This window comes from Deinococcus marmoris (assembly GCF_001949125.1).
In the GTDB taxonomy this organism is placed as follows: Bacteria; Deinococcota; Deinococci; order Deinococcales; family Deinococcaceae; genus Deinococcus; species Deinococcus marmoris_A.
Map to the genome: position 1 here is coordinate 24,171 of NZ_MSTI01000044.1, position 20,741 is coordinate 44,911.

Below are 20,741 nucleotides of genomic sequence, written 5' to 3' on the forward strand. Positions count from 1 at the left end.
CCAGCCTCCGCTTAGACCTTTATTCCCCCGTATCCCTGCCGCGCGCCATACTTCCCCATGCCCCGCGTCTGGAAATTTGGCGACAGTGTGAACACCGACGACATCCTGCCCGGCAAGTTCGCGCCGTTCATGGCCGGTGAGGACGTGTTCCAGACCTTCGCCTTCCACTACACCCGCCCCGAATTTGCCGCAGAGGTGCGGCCCGGTGACCTCCTGATCGGTGGGCGCAACTGGGGCCTGGGCAGCAGCCGCGAGTACGCTCCGCAGGCCCTCAAGAAGTTGCAAATCGGGGCCATCGTCGCCCCCAGCTTCGCGCGCATCCATTACCGCAACCTGCTGAATCTGGGCATCCCTGCCTTCGAGGCTGACCTGACCGGCGTGCTGGAAGACGGGGAAGAGGTCACGCTGAACATCGACACGGGCGTCCTGACCTACCCGCGCGGCACCGTGCAGCTTCCGCCCCCGCCCGAATTTCTGCGCGAGGCACTGGCCGAGGGCAGCATTCTGGCCTTCTTCAAGAAGCACGGACGCTTTCCGGGCGAGAAGCCCACTTCAGACCAGACCCCGTAACCAGACCCCGTAAACTGTGCCTTATGGCAACGCTGGAAATTGAATGCCCCGTCTGCGGCGAGGTGCTGGAACTGAGCGATCAGGACCGCGCCGAATTGCAGCCGGGCGACGTGATCGTGTGCGACTCGTGCAACGCCGAGATGGAAGTGACCCGCAGCGGCGGCGGCGAGGACTTCGAGCTGGAACTGCTGGGCATCCTGACCACCTGCCCCAACTGCGGCGAGGAGTTCGAGGTCACCGAGGACATGCTCGCCACCGCGCCCACCGTGCAGGCCGATGACGGCTCCGAGGTCAGCATCGTGAGCTGCCCGCACTGTCAGGCGGGGATCGAACTGGAGTTCGAGGACGGGCCGGACACCAATCCTCTGTCTAGCCAATAGCAACCGAAAAGACTGATACGCTTTAACCTATCAAACGAGAGGAGAAACTATGACTGCCATTCAATTTGAAAACCCGGATACGGGCGCACCCATCGAACTGAACAACCCCGAACTGGGCGAACTGGTGATCGACGACGAAACTGGCGTGGAATACGAAGTGGTTTCGGTGGACCCACCCCGCCTGGAAGCCGCCCCGCAGGAAGCGGAGGACTGGGGAGAGTAGAACCTTTTTCAGCAGAGGGCGGTCAGAGCAGTGTTGCGCTGACCGCCCTCTGCTGAGAGGCTCTCTCCCTGCTTTTGCTATGGCCGAACTCGCCGTTCTCTATGACCGCATCCGCCCCGACGAAAAAATGCTGTTTGAGGCGCTGGACGCCCTGGGCACGCCCTACGACAAGGTCTACGTTCCCCACCTGAAACTGACCTTCGATGACGCGGGCGCAGCCGCCGTGCCGTGGAAGGTGGCGATCGAGCGCTGCGTCAGCCAGACGCGCGGCCATGCGGTGACCCGCGCGCTGGAAGGCTTCGGCGTGCAGGTGATCAACCCCGGTCACGTCATCGAACTGTGCGGCGACAAGCTGGCGACGAATGCCCGCCTGTACGCCGCTGGCCTGCCCACCCCGCGCACCGGAGTCAGCTTCGACGGCGACGCCGCGCTGGAACAGATCGAATCTCTGGGTTATCCGCTGGTGCTCAAGCCCACCGTCGGCTCCTGGGGGCGCATGGTCAGCAAGCTCAATGACCGCGACGCCGCCGAGGCTGTGATTGAACACAAGGAAGTGCTGGGCGGCCCGCAGCACGGCATCTTCTACGTGCAGGAGCTGATCAACAAGCCCGAACGCGACATCCGCGCCTTCGTGATCGGTGGCGAGTGCATCGGCGCGATCTACCGCACCTCTGAACACTGGATCACCAACACGGCGCGCGGCGCGAAGGCCAGCAACTGTGCAGTTACGCCCGAAATATCAGACCTTGCTGTGCGGTCCGCCGCCGCCGTGGACGGCAGAATCGTCGCCATCGACCTGGTAGAAGACCCGCAGCGCCAGAACGAGTGGGGCGGCCTGCTGGTCATCGAGATCAACCACACCATGGAATTCAAGAACAGCGTGTCCACCACGGGCGTGGACATTCCCCGCAAGATGGGCGAATACGCGATTGGACTACTTGGATAATTGGTTGAACGTCTGATTCACGTTCCATGCCCGTCCCTGCTGACCTTTTCATCCTGGATGCTCTAGCCTCGGGAGCATGACAGCAACCCAGTCCAGCGGCCCACAGTCCAGTGGCCAGCCCCGCCCCCTTCCCGCCCGCGCCGACGTGCCGCGTGAACAGACCTGGGACATCGAGGCGCTGTTTGCCACGCCTGGGGCCTGGGAAGCCGAGGCGGGGGCGCTGCCGGGGTCCATCGACGCCCTGGCCGCCTACGCCGGGCAACTGAACACCCCCGAGTCCCTGCTGACCTACCTGAAGGTGGCCGACGACGTGGAATTGCGCCTGAGCCGCTTTTTCTCCTACGCCAGCATGACCGCCAGCGTGGACGGCCACGACGCAGAAGCTGCCGCCCGCCGGGACCGTGCCAGCAGTATTGCCGCCCGCTACGGCAGCGTGTCCGCTTTCTTCCGGCCCGAACTGCTGGCGCTGGACGAGGCCACGGTGTCCGGCTGGCTGTCTCAGCCCGACTTCGCCGATCAGCGGGTGCGGCTGGAGCGGATTCTGCGAAACCGCCCCCACGTCCGCAGCGGTGAAATCGAGGAACTGCTGGGCGCAGTGGCCGCCCCCTTCGCCTCCGAGCGCGGCATCCATCCGGCGCTGGCGAACATGGACCTGCGCTTCGGCACGGCGGGCGGCACTCCGGTCACGCAGGGCAATGTGGACAGTCTGGTCAGCGGCCCGGACCGTGAGGTCAGGCGCGAAGCCTGGGAAAACTATGCCGACGCCCATCTGGCCGCCCGCCACTCGCAGGCCGCCATGTACGCCACCAACGTGCGCCAGAGCGTTTTCCTGGCCCGCGCCCGCAACTACCCCGACGCCATCACCGCCTCGCTGGCCCCGGACCGCATTCCCACCGAAGTCGTGACCACGCTGCTGGACACCTACCGCGCCAACACCCCCATCTGGCACCGCTACTGGCGGGTGCGCCGCGACTGGCTGGGCCTGAAAGAGCTGCGCGAGTACGACGTGAAAGCCTCCCTGGTGCCGCCCCGCAAAGTCGAGTACGCGCAGGCCGTGGACTGGATTGCCGATGGCATGGCCCCGCTGGGCGAGGACTACGTCAAAGACTTACGTTTCGGCCTCACCGAAGATCGCTGGACCGACTACGCCGAGAACGACGGCAAACGTCAGGGCGCATACAGCAACGGCGGTGGACGGGTCAAGCCCTTCATCTTCATGACCTGGAACGGCACGCTGGGCAGCTACAGCACCCTGGCCCACGAGATCGGCCACTCGATGCACTCGCTGCTGTCCATGCGCGAACACGCGTATTCGGTGCCGCGCTACACGCTGTTTCATGCTGAGGTCGCCAGCAACTTCAATCAGGCGATGGTCCGCCAGCATCTGCTCAAGCAGGCCCGCGCCGCTGGGGACACCACGCTTGAAATTGCCATCATCGAGGAGGCGCTGGGCAACTTCCACCGCTACTTCTTCATCATGCCCACCCTGGCGGCCTTTGAGCTGGAGTGTTACCGCCGCATCGAGGCGGGCGGCACCCTCAGCGCCCCCGATCTGAACACCTTGACCGCCGATCTGCTCTCGCAGGGCTACGGTGACGGCGTGAAGATGGACCGTGAGCGCAGCGGCATCCTGTGGGCGCAGTTTTCCACCCACCTGTACGCCAATTTTTACGCCTACCAGTACGCCACCGGCATCAGCGCGGCGCATCAGCTCCTTGAACAGTTTGGCGAGGATGAGGACGCCGCCCGCGAGAATTACCTGCGTTTTCTGAAGTCCGGCGGCAGTCTCGATCCCATCGACGCGCTGAAGGAGGCCGGGGTGGACATGCTCAGCCCCGAACCCGTGGAGGCCACTTTCCGCACGCTGGCCGGGTACGTGGACCGGTTGGAAGAGTTGCTGGCAGAACGGCAGTAAAGAACTGAAGCTGGGGAATCGTGTATTCAGGACCACGATTCCCCAGCTTCAGTTCAAAAGGGACAAAAGATTCACGAACAGGAAATATCGTGAATCTTTTCACTTGATAGAGATGAAAGAGAGGCGGGGATCAACCCGCCTACTCCGTCAGCTCAGGCCTGAGGCTGCTGTAACTGCGGTCCGGGGACGAAGCCTTCCAGGGTGGCGTAATCGTCCTGGAAGTGCATCAGCACGCCGCCAAACAGCGTGTCGAAGGTTTCCTGGGGCATCTCGGCCAGGGTGGGGTAAAAGCCCACGTATTCCAGCCAGACATTGCCGTCGGCGTCGATGCTGCGGGCAAAAGCGCGCTCGCGGTTGCGGTCGTTGAGCATGTTGACCACTTCTTCGCGGCGTTCGGTGTAGGTCTTCTGGGTCACGCAGGTGACTTCCAGGCGCGAGGTGTTGTTGGGGCCGTCGTTGACGCTGACCAGCACGGCGGCGTCGCCCATCTCGAAGCGCCAGCCCATGCGCAGGAAGCGCTGGCCGTTGTTCTCTTCCATATCGAGCTGGACTTCCTTTTCCTTCAGGTACTTCGCCAGCGTGTCCAGGGTCAGCAGTGCAGTTTCCATCGTCATTTCATCATCTCCTTGAGGGTGAAGCTCAACTCTTGCCACGTCGGTTGCGCGGCGGCGCACATTCAAGCCCGAACGATTCTAACACCCCCCGCCATCACGAAACCTTGAACCGGGGTGCAAAGCGCGTGGGGTGTGCCTTCAGGGTCTGGACAGAATCCGCAGGGTCACGGGTGCGACGCCCTGGCCCAGCATGCCCAGCGAGGCGGCGGCGGCGCGCGACAGATCGATGATGCGCCGCGAATTGCCGAACGGCCCCCGGTCATTGACCATCACGTCCACGCTGCGGCCCGTGCCGGAATGTGTGACCCGGACCCAGGTGCCGAAGGGCAGACTGCGGTGCGCGGCGGTCATGACTGTTCCACGCGCCGCCCGCCCGCCGTAGTACACGGCTGAACCGCTCTGAAACACGCTGGACGAAGCGCTGGCCGTCCCCAGGTTCATGCTGCCAATAGGGGAGAGGATCAGCGCCAGGGCCAGAGCAAGCCGCTTCAAATTGCCTCTTTCGGCGAGTGGCTTAGCACGTCGTGGCCATCTTCGGTGACCAGCAGCAGGTCCTCGATTCGCACGCCGCCCACGTCCGGCAGGTACGCGCCCGGCTCGATGGTGATGACCATGCCTGCTGCCAGCACATCATCACTCGTTCCACGCAGCCCTGGCCCCTCGTGGACCTCCAAGCCGACGCCGTGGCCCAGCGAATGCACGAACGCCTCGCCCAGCCCGTGCCCGGTCAGGATGTCGCGCGCGATCTTGTCCAGATCGGCGGCCCGCACGCCCGGCTTGACGGCTTTGATGGCGGCTTCTTCCGCCTCCAGCACCGCGTTGTAGATCCGCTTCATCTCATCGGAAGGCTGGCCCACCGCCACCGTGCGGGTCATGTCGCTGTTGTAACCGTTCAGCTTTGCGCCCATGTCCACCGTGACCAGTTCGCCGTCCTCGATCACCCGCGCCGAGGCATGTCCATGCGGCATCGCCCCGCGTGGCCCGCTCGCCACGATCACGCCGAAGGCACTCCCGGCCCCGGCCTTTCGCAGTCGCGTCTCGATTTCCAGCGCAATGTCCAGTTCCCGCGCCCCAGCGACGATCAGGGGGCGGACTTCCGAAAACACCTGATCTGCCAGATCCTGCGCCGCCCGGATCGCCGCGATCTCGTCCGCCGTCTTGATCTGCCGCAGACCCTGAATCAGACCGCGCAGAGGCACCAGTTCGGCGTCCGGCCAGTGTTCCTTAAGGTCTTCCAGACCCGCCACGGTCAGGCTGTCGGCCTCGAACCCAACCCTCTGACCCCGGACCCCCTCCGCCGCGTGCTGGAAGGTTTCCGGTGGCCGGGCGATGAACTGGGGCACACCCGATTCCTCGCGCGCCTGCACGGTGTAACGGGCGTCGGTGTACAGCGTGGCCCCGTCCGCCGTGACCAGCACCTTGCCGTCTTCGGGCGACGTGAAGCCCGTCAGCGCCCGCACATTGGCCGGGTGGCTGACCCACAACCCCGTCACGCCCGCCTCTTTCATCGCGTCTCTCACCTGTTGCAATTGGCTCATCACCCAGGACGCTAACACTTTGCCCTTCCCCTGTTCGTGGCGTGCCCGCAACCTGTCCCCGTTCAGGAGACAACCCGCCGTTAAGGTTTCGCCCGTGAAAGTGCGCGTCAATCTGACAGGACGCTTATACTCCTCTATCGGGACAACACCAGATTTTTGATCACAGGCCAACCCAGGCCGCCCCAAGGAGGGAGAAACGTGAAACTTCACGAATATCAGGGCAAGGAAATCCTGCGCCAGTTCGGCGTCAACGTGCAGGAAGGACGGGTCGCCAAGACCCCTGACGAGGTTCGTCAGATCGCGCGCGATTACGGCGACGCCGTGGTCGTCAAGGCCCAGGTGCATGTCGGCGGACGCGGCAAGGCGGGCGGCGTCAAGTTCAGCCCCACCCCCGACAAGGCTTATGAGAACGGCGAGAAGATCCTGGGCATGGACATCAAGGGCCTGACCGTCAACAAGGTCCTGGTAACCCGCGCCGTCGATATCGATGCGGGCGTCGAGTACTACATCGGCATGATCGTGGACCGCAACGTCCAGAGCTTTACCCTGATGGCCTCTGCCGAGGGCGGCGTGGACATCGAGGAAGTGGCCGCCGAGACCCCCGAGAAGATCGTGCATTACCGCGTCGATCCGATCACCGGCCTGCGCCCCTATGAGGCGCGCGCCGTGGCCATTCAGGCCGGCTTCAAGGGCAACCTGAACAAGATCGCCGACATGATGGTCAAGCTCAGCCAGGCCGCACTGGCGCGTGACGCCGTGCTGGTGGAGATCAACCCGCTGTTCGTGGATGCCAGCGGCACGCCTCTGGCCCTGGACACCAAGTTCGAGATCGACGACAACGCCATGTACCGCCACAAGGATCTGGCCGACTGGCGCGAGATGGAAGCCGAACACCCCCTGGAGATCGAGGCCAGCAAGTACGGCTTCGCCTATGTCAAGCTCGACGACGGCAACGTGGGTGTGCTGGGCAACGGCGCGGGCATCGTGATGACCTCGCTGGACGTGGTCAACCGCGCCGGGGCCAAGCCTGCCAACTTCCTGGACATCGGCGGCGGCGCAAAGGCCGAGATCGTCTACAACGCGGTCAAGCTGGTCAGCAAGGACACGGATGTCAAGGCGATCTTCATCAACATCTTCGGCGGCATTACCCGCGCCGATGAAGTGGCCAAAGGCGTGATTCAGGCCCTCAAGGACGGCATCCTGACCAAGCCCGTCCGCATGCGGATCGCCGGAACGGCGGAGGAAGAAGCCAAGGCCCTGCTGGCCGAGGTCAACAGCCCGCTGATCCAGATGTACCCCAACATGTTCGACGCCGCCGCCGAGGCCGCGAAAGAAGCCAACGCCGCCTCAGCCGCTGCATCGACCAAAACTGTGGAGAACAAGTAATGGGCATTCTCGTCAATAAAGACAGCAAGGTCATCGTCCAGGGCATGACCGGACGCGAGGGCGCTTCGCACAGCCGCGCCATGAAGGAATTCGGCACCCAGGTGGTCGCGGGTGTGACCCCCGGCAAAGGCGGCATGGATTTCGAGGGCTGGCCGATCTACAACTCGGTGGCCGAGGCCAAAGAAGCGACGGGCGCGAACGTGTCCATCATCTTCGTGCCCCCCGCCGGAGCTGCCGACGCCGTGCTGGAAGCCGCCCATGCCGGAATACCCCTGGTCATCCTGATTACCGAGGGCGTGCCCACCGTGGACATGATGCGGGCCGTGCAGGAAGTCAAGATGCTGGACGCCCAGAGCCGCGAACACGGCGGTGAGGGCGTGCGCCTGATCGGCGGCAACTGCCCCGGTCTGGTGACCAACGGGGAAGCCAAGGTTGGCATCATGCCCAACAAGATCTACACCAAGCCCGGACGCATCGGCCTGATCAGCCGCAGCGGCACGCTGACTTATGAGGCGGCCAAGCTGCTGAACGACGCTGGAATGGGCACCTCCACCACCGTGGGCATCGGCGGCGATCCGGTCATCGGCACGACGTTTGCCGACGTGCTGCCCATGTTCGAGGCCGACGAAGGCACCGACGCCATCGTGGTCATCGGTGAAATCGGCGGCGCGGACGAGGAAGCCGCCGCCGAGTACATCAAGCACAACATGAAAAAGCCTGTGGTGGCCTTTATCAGCGGACGGAGCGCCCCGGCAGGCAAGCGCATGGGCCACGCCGGAGCCATCATCATGGGCAACGTCGGCACGCCTGAGAGCAAGCTGGCTGCCTTCAAGGACGCCAATGTGCCGGTGGCCGACACCATGCCGGAGATCATCGATCTGGTCAAGGCCGCACTGAACAAGTAATTCAAGTTGTTTGAGGGGAGACTGCCAGCGGATCGGCAGTCTCTTTTTCTATTTCCTGATGTGGTTTTCCTGGCATGTCGCCTTCGATCTGGTCAGCTTGATAAACGTGGGAGTCACGTCCAGATCAGCCGCACGGCATAGACTGAACCTATGAATACCCGTCTCCTGCTGTCCCTGGCGCTGGGCCTGACCATGCCCGCAGCGTCGGCCCTGACCGTCACGGGCATGGTGCAGGGCAGCGTTACCCCGGAGTCCCGGATCGGGGGCTTTGCGGTCACGCCGTTCGGGCAACCCGTGCAGGAACTGGTCAGTGCGCCCCTGGACGGCGGTGGTTTCCGGCTCGACATCCCTGCCGCCGCGCCGCCCGCCCGCGCGCAGGCCGTGTTGACCGCGCAGAACGTGTCCTGGCCCGGCGTGATCGATCCGGTGCTGATCAGCGCCGCTGCACAGGCAGGCGAGCTGAAATTCTTCGTATACCGTGATCAGAATGGCAACGCCCGCCACGACGACAACGAGGCTTTACGCGAAGTCAGCCCGATGGTGGGCAAGGCCTCGCTGTTCATTCCCTGGGTCAGCGCCGATGTTACCGTGAGCGCGAACAAGGGCTATCAGGTGGCACTCAAAAAGGGCTGGAACGCCTTTCTGGTGGATGTGGGGCGGGCAGTCAACGTGCAGATTTACCTGGATGGAACCGGGGTGACTCTTTCGCTTGGGCGCTAGAACACCTGACCGTAGAGAAGCGCCGGAGTCCTCCTCCGAGGCTGCTGACGCTGTTTTAAGTTGGTGGCAAAAATGATGAACCCATTGAAGTAAAAGACAACATTTCTTTCACTATCTAGATTTATCGTGAATAGTTTCACTTGATGATCTTCTTTATCTCCACTGCTACGCCGCAATCCGCCAGAAGCGGCGCGCTATCCTGCCCGGCGTGTCCAGCGGTATCTATGAGCGTTCAGGAGTGAAGATGCATTACCGCGTCTCGGGGGAGGGGTCGCCGATAGTGCTGGTGCATGGGCTGAGCGGCTCCGGGCGCTGGTGGCGCAGGAACCTTGAGGCCCTGTCCGGGCGCCACCGGGTCTATACCCTGGACCTGCTCGGCTACGGCTCGTCCCGCCGCCAGCGTGCCCTGTCCGTGCGCGAGAGTGCGGCCCTGATCTCCGACTGGCTGGACGCCGAGGACCTGTGGGGCATCACCCTCATCGGCCACTCGATGGGCGGCCACATCTGTATCCGGCTGGCAGCGGGGCACCCGCAGCGGATAGAGAATCTGGTGCTGGTGTGTGCCAGTGGTCTGCTCAAGGCCAGCGCCTACCGCACCGCCCTGAACCTGCCGCGTGCCCTGATCACTGGGCGCAAACGTTTTGTGCCGCGCATCCTGACCGACGCCCTGCTGGCCGGCCCGCTGAACCTGTGGCGCAACGCAAGCGATCTCCTCAAGGACAGCGTGCAGGACTGCCTGCCCATGATCACTTCCAGAACCCTGGTGGTCTGGGGCGAGCGTGACGCCCTGGTGCCGCTGCCGCTGGGGCAGATGCTGGCCCGCTCGATTGCGGGGGCGCGGCTGGAGATCATCCCGCACGCCGGGCATGTGGTCATGGTGGACGCGCCAGAAGCGTTCAACGCTGCCGTGCTTGATTTCGTGGATGGTCCGCAGGCTGCCGGATGAGTCAGGGACACGCGCTGTACCTGGAAGTGGATGGTCTGCGGACACACGCCTGGGTGCGTGGCAACGGTCCGCCACTGGTGATCGTCCCGGGCCTGGGCTGCGCGTCGTGGATGTACGTGCGCCTCTCGCGTGAGCTGGCGCGCAGCCGCACGGTTTACGTCTATGACCCGCCTGGCCACGGCTACAGCCAGGGCCTGCGCCACTTGCCGGACTGTATCGAGCAGCTTACCGATCATCTGGCCCACTGGCTGGACGCGGCAGGACTGAAAGGATCACCCATCTTCGGGCATTCGCTGGGGGGAGAGGTGGCCTTCGATCTGGCGGCCCGATATCCGAAGCACGCGGGCGCATTGATCGCCTGCGCGCCCACCGGTATTCCCGAAAACCCCAGCGTCCCTGCCCAACTTGTCCGGCTGCTGGTCGATCTGCCCCGCGAAAGGCTGGGGTTGCTGATTCCTGGCCTGCGTGCCTACGCCCACTGCGGCGTGCGGCGAATGCTGAAGCTGGCACAGGATCAGGATGGGCATGACACCGGCCCCCTGTTGGCGCACATCCATGTGCCGACGCTGCTTGTGGACGGCACGTCCGATCCTGTGATCCGCCTGTGGACCCTGGAGGCCATCCGCAAAGCTATTCCTGCCGCGTATGTCTGTGAAATCAGGGGCGGCACGCACGCTCTGACTGACGTCTTTCCGCGCACCGTGGCCCGCTACACACTGGACTTTCTGAAAGCCGTCAATCAATAGTCCATAAATTTTTCACGATCTGGATTTATCGTGAAACTATTCACTAATAGAAACTGCAAAAAGGGAGGTCAAACGCCTCCCCATTCTTTATCCTCGCGCCAGATCCAGTCCCACCTCGGCCAGTTGTGCCGCCGAAACGGGGGAGGGGGCCAGGGCCATCAGGTCCGCGCCCCGGTTGTTCTTGGGAAAGGCGATCACCTCGCGGATGCTGCCTGCCCCGGCCATAACCATCACCAGACGGTCAAAACCCCAGGCGATGCCGCCGTGCGGAGGCGTACCGGATTCCAGCGCGTCCAGAAAGAAGCCGAACTGCCGCCGCGCTTCCTCGGGGGTAAAGCCGATGGCCGCGAACATCTGTTCCTGCACCGCCGGATCGTGGATACGCACACTGCCACCGCCGATCTCGAAACCGTTGAGAACCAGATCGTAGGCCTGGGCGCGAATCTCGCCCTGACGCTCGGTGCCGAAGAGAGCCACATCCTCGGGGTGCGGGGCAGTGAAGGGGTGGTGCATGTAGGTCCAGCTCGCGCTGTCCTCGTCGTATTCCAGTTGGGGGAAATCGATGACCCAGGAGACGTGGAACTGCGGGCCAGCCGCCGCCAGGGCAAACAGATCGCGCAGGCTCAGGCGGACGGCCCCCAGCGCCGTGACTGCCCGCTTCCAGTCGCCTGCCGCGAAGAGCAGGGTGCCGCCGTCTTGCACGCCCGTTTTCTCCAGCAGCGCCGCCGTCTGATCGCCCAGGAACTTGCTGATGCCCCCGGTGAATCCTTCCCCGTTGCGCTTGGCCCAGGCCAGACCCTTCGCGCCGTTCTGCTTGGCCACCCGCTCCAGTTCGTCGATCTGCTTGCGGGACAGTTCCGATGTGGCCAGCACCTTGACCGTCTGGGCACTGGCGAAAGCAGCGAACTCGCCACCCGCAAACAACTCTGTCACGTCCGCAAACTCCATGCCAAAGCGAAGGTCAGGCTTATCGGAGCCGTAACGGTCCATCGCGTCCTGATAACTCAGGCGGGGAAAGGGGAGGGACAGGTCCACATTTAATACGGTCTTGAAGACGTGTGAGAGCAAACGCTCCTGCAATTCCAGCACGTCCTCCTGATCCACGAAGGACATCTCCATATCGAGCTGCGTGAAGTCTGGCTGGCGGTCCGCGCGCAGATCCTCGTCGCGGAAACAACGGGCGAGCTGGTAATAGCGGTCAAATCCGGCGATCATCAGCAGTTGCTTGAACAGTTGCGGACTCTGGGGCAGGGCGTAAAACTCGCCGGGGTTCAGACGGCTGGGGACCAGAAAATCCCGCGCACCCTCCGGGGTGGATTTGGTGAGCATGGGGGTTTCGACGGCCACGAAGCCCTCAGCGTCCAGAAAGGCCGTGACCGCCGCCGTCGCCCTGCTGCGGAGCATGAGAGAGCGCTGCATCTCCGGGCGGCGCAGGTCCAGATAGCGGTACTTGAGGCGGATATCCTCGGCCACGTCCGCGCCTTTTTCCAGCTCGAAGGGTGGAGTTTTGGCCGTATTCAGCACCTTCACGCGAGAGGCAATCACCTCGTAATCTGCCGCGCCACCCTTGCGCTGGCTTTCCGGGCGCAGTTGATAGGTGCCTTCAACCTCGGTCACGTACTCGGCGCGCAGGCGATCCGCCTCGGCAAAGGCGGGGGAATCTGGCTCCACCTGCACCTGAATCAGGCCGCTGCGGTCCCGCAATTCCAGAAAGATCAATCCGCCCAGATCGCGGCGGCGGTTGACCCAGCCCTGTACGGTGACGGTCTGCCCGGCGTAATTTTGCCCGGCGTGGGTGGGGGAGAGGTGGCCGATCATGGCGGTGCGTTTCATGGGGACTCCTGTGGAGTTGGGTTGTGGGGCGTGGGTTGTGGGTTGTGGGAAAAGTTCGAGGTTTGCTTCTCGGCTTCGAGAAAGGCCGCAAGCTCCGAAACCCCAATCACGCGCTGTTCGCCACTCTGCAAATTCTTGAGACTCAGGGTTCCGTTCTCGATTTCTTGCGAACCAAGTAAAGCGATCCAGCGCACGCCCCGGCGTTCGGCGTCCTTGAAAGCACTGCCCGGTTTCATGGCACGGTAGGCGAACTCGGTGCGGGCCACGGCGCGGGCATCTATCGCGATCTTCGCCGCGTGCGGCACGTTCGCCTCATCCAGTGCGACGACATAGAGGAGTGGTCCCTCGGTCTGAGGGAGTTCAACACCCTCGGCCTCCAGCGCCAGCAACAGCCGCTCGACACCAAAAGCCCAGCCGATCCCTGGTGTGGCCTGCCCGCCTAGAATCTCGGCCAGACCGTCGTAGCGTCCCCCCCCACCCAGCGCGGATTTTGCCCCCACGCCCTCGTGGTGCAGTTCCCAGGCCGTGCGGCGATAATAGTCCAGCCCGCGCACGATGCTGGGATCGAGGTCATACGGCACGCCCCAGTCCTTCAAATAGCCCTGAACGGCTTCAAAGTGTGCCCGCGCCTCGTCTCCCAGAAAATCGAGCATCGGCTTGACGCTCAACTCGGCAATCAAGTCCTGATCGCCCTCGCTCTTGGAATCCAGAATCCGCATCGGGTTGCGGGTCAGGCGGTCTTTAGAGTCGTCGGAAAGCCTGTCGAGATGCGCGGTGAACAACTCCCGCAGATAGGCGTTGTAAGCCTCTCTATCTGCTGGATCGCCGATACTCCCCAGCTTGACGCGCACTTCCTTCAGGCCCAACTCGCGCACCACGTCCACCATCAGAGCAATCGCCTCTGCATCCACGAGGGGATCGGCGCTGCCCAGCACCTCGTAATCCACCTGATGAAACTGGCGGTAGCGGCCCTTCTGCACGTTCTCGGCGCGGAAGATCGGCCCGGAAGTCCACAGTTTCAGCGGCGTGGGCAACTGCTTGAGGCCGTTCTGGAGGTAGGCCCGCACGATGGCCGCCGTGCCCTCCGGGCGCAGGATGAACCCGCCGTGGTCCCCGAAGTAGTACACAGTAAACATTTCCTTGCGGACGATGTCGGTGCTGTCGCCCACGCCGCGCTTGACCAGTTCGGCTTCCTCGAAGACGGGCGTATCGATGCGCTGCGCTCCGGCCCGCTCCAGCACGCGCCGCGCGGTTTCAGTCAGCCAGATATGCGCGGCGGCACTGGTGACGGGTGAGAGTTTGGGACTGCCCGGTGGCAGCAGATCGTTGGTCCCCTTGGGGCGGGTAATCGCCATAACAGAGGGGAGTCTACGGGTCTGAAGGTCAAAGGGTCAAAGACGGAGGCGCAAACAGGGGAGGGGCCGCCTCTCCCATTCAGGAAAGGCGGCCCCCGGAAAGAGGACTTACTGGCGGACGCTGTAGGGCAGGCCGGTGGACTGCTTACCCGCGACTTCCACAAACAGCCAGCTTCCGCCCACCGGGGCGTCGGCGGGAATGGTCAGAACGATCTCGCTGTCGGTCCAGGACTGAATGGCCGAGGCCGGGAAGACGTAGCCGCCTTTCCCGGTTTCATCGGCCCCCAGGCGAACCTGCCCGGTGCCAGGGCCACCCAGATAACGGCCCTGAACGGTGAGTGAACCGCCGCGCGTGGCGGCTTCCGAGACTTTGATCAGCACAGGCGTTACCGTCACGAAGCGGTCTGTGGATTGAGAGGGCGCGCAGGACGCCAGAGCGCCTACCATGAGTGAAGAAGCAACCAAGAAACGCAGCATAGCAACAGCCTCCGAATTCACAGTCTAATGAAAGGTCAGATGACAGGTCAAACCTCCCCCCCCGTCCCCCCCAACACTCCCAAGGCCGTGCGCGTGCTGGTCGTCTTTAATCCCAAGAGCGGCAACGGCGACAGCGATCTGCCGGAATTCGTGCGTCTGCTGCGGGCAGGCGGGGCCGAGGTGGTGCAGCGGGAAACCAAAAAGGACACGCCGCTGGCAGAACAGGTCAATGACCTGCACGCCTTTGACATCCTGGTCGCGGCTGGGGGAGACGGAACCGTGAGCAGCCTGGCCTACGCCATCCGCGACAGTGGCGTGCCGTTGCTGGCCTTTCCCGCCGGAACCGCCAACCTGATCGCGCAGAATCTGGATCTGCCCACCACCGCGCCAGAACTGGCTGATCTGGTGCTGGCTGGGCACTGCATCACCGTCGATCTGGGAGAAATCGAAGTGGGCGGCAAGAAGAACGGGTTTGCCATGCTGGCCGGGGCCGGGGCGGACGCTGCCATGATCCGCGACAGCGAGGATCTGAAGGAACACTTTGGCGTGATGGCCTACGTCCTGAGCGCCATGAAGCAGCTCAACCCGAAAAAGACGACGTTCACGCTGACCATCGACGGCAAGACGCGAGAATTCGAGGGCATCGGCGTGATGGCCGCCAACTTCGGGATGGCCAATTACCGCATGCCGATCACGACTGACATCGATCCGGGGGACGGACAGCTCACGGTGGTGTTGCTGAAAGCGGGCAATCTGCTGCGCCTGATTCCCAACCTGATCGACTCGCTGCGGGCCAAGCTGAACCTGGGAGACCCTCTGTTCAGCGGCAATCTGGAGACCCTGCACGCCTGCGAGATCACGGTAGAGGCCGCCGATCCCTTCCCGCTGCAATACGACGGCGAGCTGATGGAGGAGACGACGCCGTTCACGGCCCGCATTCTGCCCGGCGCGGCGCGGTTCATCACGGCGGCCAGGAAGGAAGAGGTGGAGACGTAAGCACAAGTCGTTATGTTTCAGGGGTGGCGAACTCCATTCTCGTGACCGAAGACGAGAGAAGCTGCCGGGTCTGCCACCAGACCAAGCTCCTGCAACTTTTTCCAAAGAACCGCCCTGATGGAAGTCGGTTTTTTCGCTGTCTGGACTGTCAGGCCACCGCATATAAGACGAGATACCACCAGGATGACCGAAGGCGCGCCCTTCAGGTTGCCTACAGCATGAACGGAAGTGTGGAACGGCGCTTTCCAGATCTGGAGCGTTTACCGCCCGAGCAACTTGTCGAGATCATGGTGACAACGAGAACCTGCCGCTACTGTGGTCTCCCCAATGGCAATTCGGGGCGCGGCTTTCAACTCGATCACGTCATTCCGTTGTCCAGGGGCGGCCCACATGAACTCAGCAACATCGCGCTGTGCTGTGACCGCTGCAACCGTGCCAAGTGGGATTCCACAGAGGCCGAATATCTGGACTGGCTGCGTGAGGCGGCGGCAAGATTGACCAGCGTCGCCAAAGAATAATCTTATGTCCTATAATTTCACTTATGAGAAGTAGAAGCCTGGAGATGGGCCAACAATGACCGAGGGTGCCCTGGTCCTGGCCTCACGCTGGTCAAACGCCGCCAACCGTAGGCGTGAAGGTTTACGAGCGGCGCACGAGCAGAATGCCGACGCCCTGACCGATCTGCTGGTGACCTATATGCGCCTGAAATCCAGCCGGGGCGCGCGGGTCAGTCAGATGACGCTGGACCACTACTGCGAATCGGTCCGGCGCTTTCTGGCCTTCACCGGACCGCCGGAAACGCCCGAACGGGCACTGAACCAGTTGGCCGCCGAGGACTTCGAGGTCTGGATGTTGACCATGCAGCAGGCGAGTCTGGCCGCGTCCAGCATCAAACGCCATCTTTACGGTGTGCGGAACCTGATGAAGGCGCTGGTCTGGGCCGGGGCGATTGCCAGCGATCCCAGTGCCGGGGTACGGCCTCCCAGTGACACGACACCCGCCCATGCCAAGAAACAGGCGCTGTCCGTGGCGCGGTATGCGGAACTGCTGACCCTGCCTGCCTCCATGCACCCTGCCGACACCCTGCGCGCCCACCGGGACATGCTGCTGCTGGAACTCGGCGGCAGCCTGGGCCTGCGCGCGGCAGAACTGGTGGGGCTGAATGCCACAGACATAGACCTCAACGAACGTCAGTTGCGGGTGCTGGGCAAGGGTGGCAAGGGGCGGACGGTGCCCCTGACCGCGCGGGTGGAACGCAGCCTGCGTCTGTGGCTGATGTCGCGCTCGTCATTGCAAGCCCTGAACAAGCTGGGTACGTCAGCCCTGCTGGTCTCGCTGAGTGGACGCAACTATGGAGGACGGCTGACCACCAAGGGCGCACGCACGATTGCTGCCACGTACTATCAGGAGCTGGGCCTGGCCCCCGAGTTGTGGGGCCTGCATACCCTGCGGCGCACGGCGGGCACCCATCTCTACCGCGCCACGCGTGATCTGCACGTTGTTGCCGACGTACTGGGCCACGCGTCGGTCAACACCTCGGCCATCTACGCCAAGATGGACACGGAAGTGCGGCGCGAGGCGATGGAAGCGATGGAACGCTTGCGTGAGCCACAGGACTGATCACCACTCCTCCCGCCGGTCCACCCGCACCCCATACCCGATCATCCCCAGCGCCAGCAGCAGCGCAGGCCAGTCCCCCAGGCGATTGAACAACGTTCGCCCACTCAGCAGTCTGGGCCGCACGCTCAGCGCCTGGGTCGTGTCGCCGCTGGAGATCACATCTACCGGCTGCCCCAGATCGTTGACCGCCCCTGCCACCCCTTTATTCACACTACGGACCAGCCAGCGGCGGTTCTCGATGGCGCGCACCCGGCCCATCATGAAGTGCTGCTGCACGCCCCAGCCGTCGTACCAGCCGTCGTTGCTGGGATTGACCAGAAGCTGGGCACCCTGCCGGGTCAGGCTGCGGGCCACCCAGGGAAACACGCTGTCGTAACAGATGTACGCGCCGTACTGCACGCCGTTCAGCGTCAAAGGGGCGATGGACTGGGCCGGTTCCACGGCGGGCAGCCTGAAGCCGATGACATTCTCGATCAGGCCATATGCGGGGCGCAGAATACTGTCGTACAGCACGAAATATTCGCCAAACGGCACCAGCTTGGCCTTGCGGTTGCGAGACGTGATCTGACCGCCAGCGTCGATGGAGACCACCGTGTTCTGTTCTTTCTCGGTCTGGGTGGGCGGAACCCCCAGCCCACTGATTCCCGGTCCTGGAAATTCCGACAGCACAGCTTCGGTGGCTGGGGCAGTCAGGGCCGTTTCACTCCAGACCAGGACCTCGCCGGGGCTGCGGCGGGCTGAGGCTTCCCGCTGAACCTGAAGCTGCTCGCCCGCCGTCAGGCTGCCCACCGCCCGCCCAAAAGAATCGAAGTCGGTCCTCAGCACCAGCATCGGCTGCACTGGTCCCTCGCCTGCTGTGCGCGTCAGGCCGTAGGCGAGGGCGGCCATCCAGCACACGGCAGCCAGCAAGACTGGGCGGCCTCTCCCCCATCCTTGCAGGGCGACTCCGGCCAGCGCCGCCGCCGTGCCCGCCACCAGGACACTGCCCAGTAGCACGCCGCCCAGGTCTGCGATCTGAATGGCAGGGGTGGGCAGCAACGTGTAGCCCAGCGTGGGCCAGGGAAAGGACAGCGGCCCCAGGAAGCGCGTCCACTCCAGCACCACCCAGCCGCCTGCCAGCGCCCAGACGCGGGCCACGGGCGAGCGGACCAGCCGGGACAGTGGATAGGCCATGACCGCCAGAAAGATCCCTTCCAGAATGAACAAGGCAAAGGCCAGCACGCCCGCTGGAGGAAAGCTGAACAGCTTGCCCAGGAAGGCGGTCAGCCACCACAGATGCACGGTGAAGTAGCCCACGCCGGACCAGAACAGCCGCCCCGGCACGCCTTCGGTGGTGCGGGCGCTGGCGGCGTAGGCCAGTACCCCCGTCAGGGGAAGAATGCTCAGGACACTCCACGGCAGCGGCAGGCCACACAGGCCGAGAAGCGCGCCCAGCAGCAGGGCCAGAACGGGTGGGGGAACAGATGGCACGCCCGCCATGATAGGGGGCAGGGGATGAAAAGGTCAGGGGGTGTGCCTGTCCCTCACGCGGGCTGTGGGTTAAGATGACGGCACTTTGAGATTGGCTTTCATCAGCGACATTCACGGAAATATCCATGCCCTGACGGCAGTCAAACGGTTTCTGACCGAGAACATCGTCAATCAGGTGATCGTGGTGGGCGATCTGGTCGGCTACGGCGCAAGCCCCGGCCCGGTGATCGATTTCGTCAAGCGCGAGGGCTGGCCCACCGGCCTGGGGTCCAGCGACATGCGCGTCGCCATCGATCTGGGAGACCGCGAGGGACGGCGCGGCGTGGCCGATCAGGTGCTGACCTGGACCAAGAAGATGCTGGCACCCGAGCAGACCGATTTCCTGCGCCGCCTGCCGCCGGGCGGACGGATCGTGACCCCAGTGGGCCGGGTGCGCTACTTCCACGGCAGCCCCCATGACCCCGAACAGCGGCTGGACCTGATGTCCTCCGAGCGGGAACTGGAGGAGCTGGCCGAGACGCTGGGCGCGCGGGTGATCGTGGTGGGCGGCTCGCATGTGCCGTTTAGCCGCGTCATCGGCGAGACCACCTTCGTCGATCCGGGCAGCGTGGGCCTGAGCCTCAACCATGAGCCGGGCGCAGATGTGGTGATCGTGGACTGCGTCGGGCGCAAGCCGAAGGTGTCGCTGCACAAGGTGACCTACGACTACGCCTCCAGCGCCTTCGACATCATGGCCTGGAACCTGCCGCCCGTTATTGCGGATGTGATCAAGACGGGGCGGATGGGGTAGCGGGGCGGAAACGAGAGGGGGCAAGTCGTTCTGACTTGCCCCCTCTCGTTTTGGAGATCAGACCAGCACGCCGTCCAGTGACTCGTCGAACCTGCCCACCAGCCCGCGTTCGCCGAGAATGTCTTCCAGGGCCGTCATCAGCGCGCGGTAGGGGCCGGGGCGGGCCGCCTCGCCCATCAGGCCCAGCCGCCAGATCACGCCCGCCGTGGGGCCAAGGCCGCCGGTCACGCTGATTTCGCGTTTTCGCAGCGCCTGACGCACGCCCGCGTCGTCAAAGCCCTCGGGCAGCCGCAGGGCCAGCACGGTGGGCAGGCGGTCCTCTGGGCGGCGCACGTAGGGCGAGAAGCCCAGCGGCTTCAGCGCGCTGACAATCGCCTCGCCCACCTGCTGTACGCGGCGCTGGCGGGCCTCCATGCCTTCCTCCAGCGCGGCCTGTAAAGCAGCGTGAAAGGCGAAATGCAGGTTGACCGGAACGGTGTGGTGATAGGTGTGGCGGGTCCAGTAGTCGCGCAGGCCCTCGAAATCGCAGTACCACAGCGGGGTGGGCGTGCGGCGGGCGGCATAGCGCGCCAGCGCCCGTTCGCTGATGGCCACCGGGGCCACGCCGGGGGGGGCGCTCAGGCACTTCTGCGCGCCGGTGTAGGCGTAATCCACGCCCCACTCGGCCATATGGAAGGGTTCCATTCCGGCGGTGGTCACGGCGTCCACGGTCAGTAAAGCTCCCGTGCCGCGCACCAGTTCGGCAATCTCGGGCACCGGGTTCAGCACGCCGGTACTCGTCTCGCCGTGAACCACCGCCACCATGCGGATATCGCCGCCGTGGGCCAGTTGTGCGGCCACATCCTCAGGGCGGATCGCCTCGCCCAGTGGGGCCGTGACCAGCCGCACCCGCGCGCCGTAGCGGGCCGCCATCTCGGCCATGCGGCGGCCAAAGCTGCCGTTGGCGCAGACCAGCACCTCGTCACCTTCCTCCACCAGATTGGCGAAGCCGGCCTCCATGCCCAGGCTTCCCGTTCCTGCCAGCAGCGCCGTAAAGCCCTCGGGTTCCGCGCCGTACATCACGCGCAGATCGTCCTGAATCTCGCGGTTCAGGGCGAACACCTCCGGGTCCATGTGGCCCAGCATCGGGCGGGTCATGGCGTGCATGGCGCGCGGATGGATCGGGGTGGGGCCGGGGGTCAGCAGGATGTGTTCGGGATAGGCGTCCAGGGGCATGGCAGGAGAATAGAGTTTTGAAGCCAGTTTAGCAACTTTATTGCGCTAGATTAGATTTCTAACTCAGATAAAACAATTTTATTGCGTCAGAATTGC

General features: G+C 63.9%; 22 protein-coding genes. 14 read left to right on the top strand and 8 right to left on the bottom strand.

Going from position 1 to position 20,741, the window contains the following annotated elements; genetic code table 11:
• Window positions 1-57 precede the first annotated feature (57 nt).
• From BOO71_RS06625 to pepF, 5 genes are all read left to right on the top strand, one after another.
• Entirely contained in the window at window positions 58-570 is a 513-nt protein-coding gene (locus BOO71_RS06625) for a homoaconitate hydratase (RefSeq protein WP_075831166.1), read from the top strand.
• Between the two features lie 23 nt (window positions 571-593).
• On the top strand, window positions 594-950 hold the full coding sequence (locus BOO71_RS06630) for a hypothetical protein (protein WP_075831167.1): 357 nt from the start codon (window positions 594-596) through the stop codon (window positions 948-950).
• A gap of 49 nt (window positions 951-999) precedes the next feature.
• Entirely contained in the window at window positions 1,000-1,173 is a 174-nt protein-coding gene (lysW, locus tag BOO71_RS06635) for a lysine biosynthesis protein LysW (protein WP_029476825.1), read from the top strand.
• 79 nt (window positions 1,174-1,252) lie between these two features.
• Complete coding sequence (gene lysX, locus BOO71_RS06640; RefSeq protein ID WP_075831168.1) at window positions 1,253-2,119, top strand: lysine biosynthesis protein LysX; 867 nt, start codon at window positions 1,253-1,255, stop codon at window positions 2,117-2,119.
• A gap of 76 nt (window positions 2,120-2,195) precedes the next feature.
• Window positions 2,196-4,034, top strand: a complete 1,839-nt coding sequence (pepF, locus tag BOO71_RS06645; protein WP_075831169.1) for an oligoendopeptidase F — start codon at window positions 2,196-2,198, stop codon at window positions 4,032-4,034.
• 152 nt (window positions 4,035-4,186) lie between these two features.
• Here pepF and BOO71_RS06650 read toward each other — a convergent pair whose 3' ends face one another.
• From BOO71_RS06650 to BOO71_RS06660, 3 genes are all read right to left on the bottom strand, one after another.
• Window positions 4,187-4,648, bottom strand: coding sequence for a YbjN domain-containing protein (locus BOO71_RS06650; protein WP_029480715.1), 462 nt, complete (start codon window positions 4,646-4,648; stop codon window positions 4,187-4,189).
• Between the two features lie 138 nt (window positions 4,649-4,786).
• Complete coding sequence (locus BOO71_RS06655) at window positions 4,787-5,140, bottom strand: septal ring lytic transglycosylase RlpA family protein (protein WP_075831170.1); 354 nt, start codon at window positions 5,138-5,140, stop codon at window positions 4,787-4,789.
• Window positions 5,137-6,186, bottom strand: coding sequence for a M24 family metallopeptidase (locus tag BOO71_RS06660; protein ID WP_075831171.1), 1,050 nt, complete (start codon window positions 6,184-6,186; stop codon window positions 5,137-5,139). The genes BOO71_RS06655 and BOO71_RS06660 overlap by 4 nt, the downstream gene beginning before the upstream one ends.
• A gap of 198 nt (window positions 6,187-6,384) precedes the next feature.
• Here BOO71_RS06660 and sucC point away from each other — a divergent pair, with 198 nt between their 5' ends.
• The 5 genes from sucC (at window position 6,385) to BOO71_RS06685 (ending at window position 10,889) form a co-directional block, all read left to right on the top strand.
• Entirely contained in the window at window positions 6,385-7,572 is a 1,188-nt protein-coding gene (sucC, locus tag BOO71_RS06665; protein ID WP_075831172.1) for an ADP-forming succinate--CoA ligase subunit beta, read from the top strand.
• Window positions 7,572-8,477, top strand: coding sequence for a succinate--CoA ligase subunit alpha (gene sucD / locus BOO71_RS06670; protein WP_075831173.1), 906 nt, complete (start codon window positions 7,572-7,574; stop codon window positions 8,475-8,477). Before sucC ends, sucD begins: the two co-directional genes overlap by 1 nt.
• Before the next feature lie 150 nt (window positions 8,478-8,627).
• Window positions 8,628-9,197 (top strand): hypothetical protein, encoded by a 570-nt coding sequence (locus BOO71_RS06675; RefSeq protein ID WP_075831174.1) that lies wholly within the window; start codon window positions 8,628-8,630, stop codon window positions 9,195-9,197.
• Between the two features lie 208 nt (window positions 9,198-9,405).
• Entirely contained in the window at window positions 9,406-10,143 is a 738-nt protein-coding gene (locus tag BOO71_RS06680) for an alpha/beta fold hydrolase (protein WP_254843061.1), read from the top strand.
• Window positions 10,140-10,889, top strand: a complete 750-nt coding sequence (locus tag BOO71_RS06685) for an alpha/beta fold hydrolase (RefSeq protein ID WP_075831176.1) — start codon at window positions 10,140-10,142, stop codon at window positions 10,887-10,889. The genes BOO71_RS06680 and BOO71_RS06685 overlap by 4 nt, the downstream gene beginning before the upstream one ends.
• 87 nt (window positions 10,890-10,976) lie before the next feature.
• Here BOO71_RS06685 and aspS read toward each other — a convergent pair whose 3' ends face one another.
• The 3 genes from aspS to BOO71_RS06700 all read right to left on the bottom strand — a co-directional run bounded on the left by aspS (window position 10,977) and on the right by BOO71_RS06700 (window position 14,554).
• A complete protein-coding gene (gene aspS, locus BOO71_RS06690; RefSeq protein ID WP_075831177.1) occupies window positions 10,977-12,722 on the bottom strand; it encodes an aspartate--tRNA ligase in 1,746 nt (581 codons plus the stop codon).
• Window positions 12,719-14,077: a histidine--tRNA ligase gene (hisS, locus tag BOO71_RS06695; RefSeq protein WP_075831178.1), complete on the bottom strand. Its 1,359-nt coding sequence runs from the start codon at window positions 14,075-14,077 to the stop codon at window positions 12,719-12,721. The genes aspS and hisS overlap by 4 nt, the downstream gene beginning before the upstream one ends.
• 108 nt (window positions 14,078-14,185) lie before the next feature.
• Window positions 14,186-14,554, bottom strand: coding sequence for an IPT/TIG domain-containing protein (locus BOO71_RS06700; protein ID WP_075831179.1), 369 nt, complete (start codon window positions 14,552-14,554; stop codon window positions 14,186-14,188).
• A 39-nt stretch (window positions 14,555-14,593) separates the two neighbouring features.
• On the opposite strand from BOO71_RS06700, the gene BOO71_RS06705 reads away from it, so the two are divergent.
• The 3 genes from BOO71_RS06705 to BOO71_RS06715 all read left to right on the top strand — a co-directional run bounded on the left by BOO71_RS06705 (window position 14,594) and on the right by BOO71_RS06715 (window position 17,170).
• A complete protein-coding gene (locus tag BOO71_RS06705; protein ID WP_075831180.1) occupies window positions 14,594-15,550 on the top strand; it encodes a diacylglycerol/lipid kinase family protein in 957 nt (318 codons plus the stop codon).
• Between the two features lie 218 nt (window positions 15,551-15,768).
• Window positions 15,769-16,068, top strand: a complete 300-nt coding sequence (locus tag BOO71_RS06710) for an HNH endonuclease (RefSeq protein WP_075831181.1) — start codon at window positions 15,769-15,771, stop codon at window positions 16,066-16,068.
• A gap of 55 nt (window positions 16,069-16,123) precedes the next feature.
• Window positions 16,124-17,170 carry a tyrosine-type recombinase/integrase gene (locus BOO71_RS06715; protein WP_075831182.1) on the top strand — a complete coding sequence of 349 codons (1,047 nt, stop codon included), beginning with the start codon at window positions 16,124-16,126 and terminating at the stop codon, window positions 17,168-17,170.
• Here BOO71_RS06715 and lnt read toward each other — a convergent pair whose 3' ends face one another.
• Window positions 17,171-18,640, bottom strand: coding sequence for an apolipoprotein N-acyltransferase (gene lnt, locus BOO71_RS06720; RefSeq protein WP_254843062.1), 1,470 nt, complete (start codon window positions 18,638-18,640; stop codon window positions 17,171-17,173).
• 85 nt (window positions 18,641-18,725) lie between these two features.
• Here lnt and BOO71_RS06725 point away from each other — a divergent pair, with 85 nt between their 5' ends.
• The gene (locus BOO71_RS06725; RefSeq protein WP_075831184.1) at window positions 18,726-19,430 is read left to right on the top strand and encodes a metallophosphoesterase family protein; all 705 of its coding nucleotides are present in this window, start codon (window positions 18,726-18,728) and stop codon (window positions 19,428-19,430) included.
• A gap of 57 nt (window positions 19,431-19,487) precedes the next feature.
• Here the strand turns inward: BOO71_RS06725 and BOO71_RS06730 are convergent, their stop codons facing one another.
• Window positions 19,488-20,645 (bottom strand): alanine--glyoxylate aminotransferase family protein, encoded by a 1,158-nt coding sequence (locus BOO71_RS06730; protein WP_075831185.1) that lies wholly within the window; start codon window positions 20,643-20,645, stop codon window positions 19,488-19,490.
• Window positions 20,646-20,741 lie beyond the last annotated feature (96 nt).

Coding starts and splice junctions, on each gene's coding strand:
- BOO71_RS06625 (WP_075831166.1), top strand. CDS start 58: ATGCCCCGCGTCTGGAAATTTGGCGACAGTGTGAACACCGACGACATC.
- BOO71_RS06630 (WP_075831167.1), top strand. CDS start 594: ATGGCAACGCTGGAAATTGAATGCCCCGTCTGCGGCGAGGTGCTGGAA.
- lysW (WP_029476825.1), top strand. CDS start 1,000: ATGACTGCCATTCAATTTGAAAACCCGGATACGGGCGCACCCATCGAA.
- lysX (WP_075831168.1), top strand. CDS start 1,253: ATGGCCGAACTCGCCGTTCTCTATGACCGCATCCGCCCCGACGAAAAA.
- pepF (WP_075831169.1), top strand. CDS start 2,196: ATGACAGCAACCCAGTCCAGCGGCCCACAGTCCAGTGGCCAGCCCCGC.
- BOO71_RS06650 (WP_029480715.1), bottom strand. CDS start 4,648: ATGACGATGGAAACTGCACTGCTGACCCTGGACACGCTGGCGAAGTAC.
- BOO71_RS06660 (WP_075831171.1), bottom strand. CDS start 6,186: ATGAGCCAATTGCAACAGGTGAGAGACGCGATGAAAGAGGCGGGCGTG.
- sucD (WP_075831173.1), top strand. CDS start 7,572: ATGGGCATTCTCGTCAATAAAGACAGCAAGGTCATCGTCCAGGGCATG.
- BOO71_RS06675 (WP_075831174.1), top strand. CDS start 8,628: ATGAATACCCGTCTCCTGCTGTCCCTGGCGCTGGGCCTGACCATGCCC.
- BOO71_RS06685 (WP_075831176.1), top strand. CDS start 10,140: ATGAGTCAGGGACACGCGCTGTACCTGGAAGTGGATGGTCTGCGGACA.
- aspS (WP_075831177.1), bottom strand. CDS start 12,722: ATGAAACGCACCGCCATGATCGGCCACCTCTCCCCCACCCACGCCGGG.
- hisS (WP_075831178.1), bottom strand. CDS start 14,077: ATGGCGATTACCCGCCCCAAGGGGACCAACGATCTGCTGCCACCGGGC.
- BOO71_RS06700 (WP_075831179.1), bottom strand. CDS start 14,554: ATGCTGCGTTTCTTGGTTGCTTCTTCACTCATGGTAGGCGCTCTGGCG.
- BOO71_RS06705 (WP_075831180.1), top strand. CDS start 14,594: ATGACAGGTCAAACCTCCCCCCCCGTCCCCCCCAACACTCCCAAGGCC.
- BOO71_RS06710 (WP_075831181.1), top strand. CDS start 15,769: ATGAACGGAAGTGTGGAACGGCGCTTTCCAGATCTGGAGCGTTTACCG.
- BOO71_RS06715 (WP_075831182.1), top strand. CDS start 16,124: ATGACCGAGGGTGCCCTGGTCCTGGCCTCACGCTGGTCAAACGCCGCC.
- BOO71_RS06730 (WP_075831185.1), bottom strand. CDS start 20,645: ATGCCCCTGGACGCCTATCCCGAACACATCCTGCTGACCCCCGGCCCC.